Origin of the sequence: Streptacidiphilus neutrinimicus (assembly GCF_000787815.1) — a bacterium.
GTDB classification, from domain to species: Bacteria; Actinomycetota; Actinomycetes; order Streptomycetales; family Streptomycetaceae; genus Streptacidiphilus; species Streptacidiphilus neutrinimicus.
On the sequence record NZ_BBPO01000157.1, the window covers coordinates 1,666 to 6,058 of the forward strand.

Annotated in this window: 3 protein-coding genes; all 3 read left to right on the forward strand. The window is 70.2% G+C overall.

The features are described from left to right. The first annotated feature begins 431 nt into the window (after window positions 1-431). Window positions 432-806, forward strand: coding sequence for a DUF742 domain-containing protein (locus TR48_RS37980; protein WP_042375445.1), 375 nt, complete (start codon window positions 432-434; stop codon window positions 804-806). Further along, entirely contained in the window at window positions 787-1,371 is a 585-nt protein-coding gene (locus tag TR48_RS37985; RefSeq protein WP_042375447.1) for a GTP-binding protein, read from the forward strand. Before TR48_RS37980 ends, TR48_RS37985 begins: the two co-directional genes overlap by 20 nt. 299 nt (window positions 1,372-1,670) lie before the next feature. After that, a partial coding sequence (locus TR48_RS37990; RefSeq protein ID WP_052443386.1) for a sensor histidine kinase occupies window positions 1,671-4,393 on the forward strand: 2,723 nt, incomplete at its 3' end.

The following is a 4,393-nucleotide window of genomic DNA, read 5'->3' on the forward strand; positions in this document are numbered from 1 at the left end:
CCTCATGGCGGTCTCCGACGGCTCCTCCCTTGCCGTCCTCGCCTCCCCCGACAGCGACATCGGCCTCGTCGGCTACGAGATGGCCCTCCTGGTCGACCGCGCCGGCACCGTGCTCACCCCGGCCCTCCGCGCCGAACTCCAGGGCAGTCTTCTGCACTGACGCGGTGTCGGTCCGGTGTGGAACGGATGAGAGATAGACCACCTCGGCCCGTGAATCCCGACCCGGTCGGGACTCACGGGCCGTGGGCCCCGTACACTCCGGTGCCACTCGTGTCGCGGCGTCCGCCGCGGCACTCCACGACAAGACCGACGGCCCACAGCAGCACCCCGCACGAGCAGCACCGCACCAGCAGCACGCCCGACCCGCAACAAGGCACCACCCACCCTCGCCGCGGAAAGGCACGACGGCCGCTGCAGCACTAGGAGGACTGATGACGACACCGCACGGAGGCCAGGGCGGCGCACGCCAGCCACTGGTACGCCCGTATGCGATGACCGGCGGCCGCACCCGTCCGCGCTACCAGCTCGCCATCGAGGCGCTGGTCACCAGCACGCCCCAGGCGTACCGCTCGGGCACGCTGCTGCCGGAGCACGCGCGGATCGTCGACCTGTGCCGCGAGGTCAAGTCGGTGGCGGAGGTCTCCGCCCTCGTCCCCATGCCGCTCGGCGTCGCCCGCATCCTCGTGGCCGACCTGGCCGAGGCGGGCCTGGTCGCCATCCACCAGCCGGCCGCCGCCTCCGACAACGGCGGCGCCCCCGACGTCACGCTGCTCGAAAGGGTGCTCAGTGGACTTCGCAAGCTCTAGCCCGGCCACCGCCACCCGGGCCACCACCTCCGCGAAGATCGTGGTGGCGGGCGGGTTCGGCGTGGGCAAGACGACCCTCGTCGGCGCGGTCTCCGAGATCAACCCGCTCCGCACGGAGGCCGTCATGACCTCGGCCTCGGCCGGGATCGACGACCTGACCCACGTCGGGGGCAAGACCACGACGACGGTCGCCATGGACTTCGGCCGCATCACGCTCGACGCGGACCTGATCCTCTACCTGTTCGGGACCCCCGGACAGGACCGCTTCTGGTTCATGTGGGACGACCTGGTCCGCGGCGCCATCGGCGCCGTCGTCCTCGTCGACACCCGCCGCCTCGCCGACTGCTTCCCGGCGATCGACTACTTCGAGAACAGCGGCCTGCCGTTCGTGGTGGCGCTCAACAACTTCGACGGCTTCGCCACACACAGCCCCGAAGAGGTGCGCGACGCACTGCAGTTGGGGCCGGACACGCCCATCATCGCCACGGACGCCCGACGTCGCGACAGCGCCAAGTCCGCGCTGATCACGCTCGTCGAGCACGCACTGCTCGCGAGACTGCGCTGAGACGCGGCGACGACGCCGTCGCCGTCCCTGGGCCGGGGACGACCGCGCGCTGAACTTTCTATAACGGTTCGGCACGCATTTCCCACCCGGCTCTCACCAGCGGTAAGCGAACGCATACGCTCCGCCCACGGCGGCGCGAGCATTCGCCACCCGTGGGTGTTTATGTCCCATTTACACCGGGATCCAAGCGAAGCGGAGGGTGTTTGGCCCAGGCCATTCGCCCGTGCTGAAATGCCAGCCACCGTGGGATGACCCCCGGTATGCACGACAAGGCCGCCCCGGCCGAGAGGTTGAGTCGAGTGAGCCACAACGAGGCAGCTCCAGGTGCCGGTAGCGCACCCCAGGTCCGGCCTGCTGGTCGGCTCTCGCTGAGCAATCGGCGCCTGCCCTTCAAGCTGATCGCGATCCTCCTGGTTCCGGTCCTCACAGCCCTGGCCTTCGCCGGGCTCCGGGTGCAGAGCTCGTACAACACCTGGAAGGCCGCGCAGGACGCGGTGAAGACCGCCAAGATCGTCGAAGCGGCGACCGAAGTCGCGCAGGACCTCGACGAGGAACGCGACGACTCCCTCCCCTACCTGATCAAGGGCGACACCAAGAACCAGGTCGTCACCGACGCCCGCGCCAAGAGTGACGCCGCGATCGCGAACTTCCAGTCCCTGGCCGCGAGCGCTCCGAACGTGGGTCACCTCCAGGAACGCGTCAAGACCGCGAACGAGGATCTGAAGGGCCTGGCCGCGCTCCGCGCGGACACCTTCCAGAAATACGACACCTCGACCGAAGAGGGTTACTCCCACCTTCTGTCGGCCCTTCAGGCTCTCGACAACGAGCTCGTCGTCGGCAACGGCAGCAGCATCAACTCCGATGCCCGCTCCATCTACGCCATCACGCTGACCAAGGACGCGACCTCGGTCGACCGCGCCATCGGTCTGCACATGCTGCTGGAGAAGGCGCCGTCCACCGGCGACGAGGTCGCCGGCCGCCAGAGCCAGATGATCCACCTGTGGAGCTTCCTCTTCCTCCAGCAGGTCGCCAAGGGCGAGTTCGACAACGCGGCCGACCCGCAGTTCAAGAAGGCGCTCGCCGACGCCGAGGCCCAGGCCACCCGGCAGGGCACAGCCATGGCCACCCAGGCCGCGCAGCAGGCCGCAGCGGCCGGCAAGACCTACGTGCCGCCGCCGGACATCCAGTCGATGGTGAACTACATCGCCAGCGGCTCCCTGAGCAACCGCCAGCTGGCCGCGAAGGGGGTCACGGTCGCCAACTGGACGGCCGTGATGACCCTCGAGTTCAACGCCACCCGGGGCGTCGAGAAGCAGCTGACCTCCACGTCCGTCTCGCAGGCCTCGGCGGAGGCCGACAAGGCCCGCAACGACGCCATCATGAACGGCGCCATCGTGCTCGGCGCGGTGCTGCTGGCCAGCCTGATGACCACGCTGGTCGCCCGTTCGATGATCCGCAACATGCGCCGCCTGCGTGACGGCGCCCAGCAGGTCGCCCAGCAGCGCCTGCCCGACCTGGTGCGTCAGCTGTCCAAGACCGACCCGGGCAAGGTGGACCTGACGGTCGCCCCGATCCAGGTGAACGGCAAGGACGAGATCGCCGAGGTCGCCCGCGCCTTCGACGAGGTCCACCGCGAGGCCATCCGACTCGCCTCCGAGCAGGCCATGCTCCGTGGCAACGTCAACGCGATCTTCACCAACCTCTCCCGCCGCTCGCACGGCCTGATCGAACGCCAGCTGGCGCTGATCACGGACCTGGAGAACAACGAGGCCGACCCGGACCAGCTGGAGAACCTCTTCAAGCTGGACCACCTCGCCACCCGCATGCGCCGCAACGGCGAGAACCTGCTGGTTCTGGCGGGCGAGGATCCCGGCCGCTCCTGGGGTGAGCCCATCCCGCTGGTGGACGTGCTCCGCGCGGCCGCCTCCGAGGTGGAGCAGTACGAGCGCATCGAACTGGCCGGCATACCCGAGACCGACGTCGTCGGTCCCGCCGTCACCGACCTCGTGCACCTGCTCGCCGAGTTGCTGGAGAACGCCACCACCTTCTCCAGCCCGCAGACCAAGGTCCGGGTCACCGCGACCCGCCTGCCCGACCAGCGCGTGCTGGTCGAGATCCACGACAAGGGCATCGGCCTCACCGCCGAGGACTTCGCCGAGATCAACGCGAAGCTGGCCGAGCCGCCGACCGTGGACGCCTCCGTCTCCCGCCAGATGGGCCTCTTCGTGGTCGGCCGCCTGGCCGAGCGCCACGGCATCCGCGTCCAGCTGCGTCCCTCCGGCGAGTCCGCCGGCACCACCTCGCTGGTCATGCTGCCCGAGCGGCTGACCCAGGTCGGCGGTGTCCCGCAGCCCGAGGAGCAGTTCACCGTCTCCCGCATCTACCCGGAGTCCGCCCAGGGCGCCGAGATGCCGGGCATGCGCACCGCGAGCGAGCTGGGCTTCGACGACAGCCGCTACGACCGGGGCGCGCTGGAGTCGGGCGACCAGGCCTCCGCCCTCGACTCGGTGCAGCGCTCGCTGCGCCTCGGCCAGCGCCGCAACCAGGCGGCGCTGGAGACCGGCGAGTCGCTCGACCCGGCCGCCCCCGCCGCCTTCTTCGGCGACGGCCAGGCACCCGCGCAGTACGGCGACTACGGCTCCGGCCAGGCGTACCCGGCCCAGGAGTACGGCGGTCAGGAGTACGGCAACCGCGGCCCCGGCCAGAACTTCGAGCAGAACTTCGACGCCGAGTACCGCTCGGAGTTCGGTCCGAAGTTCGGCGCCGAGCCGGCCGGCGACTACGCGGGTGAGTACGGCGGCAACGGCTACGGCGCGGAGCCCGCGACGGGCCACCCGCAGGAGACCGGCTTCGAGACGGGTCGCTACACCTCGCAGCACTTCGAGGCCGGCGTCGCCGAACAGGGCGGCTACGGCACGGACTACGCCGAGGACACCTACTTCACCCCCGGCTCCACCCCGGGCATGCAGCACTACGGCTCCGCCGCACCGGCCTACGAGCCCGGTCCGGCCCCGGCCCAGGG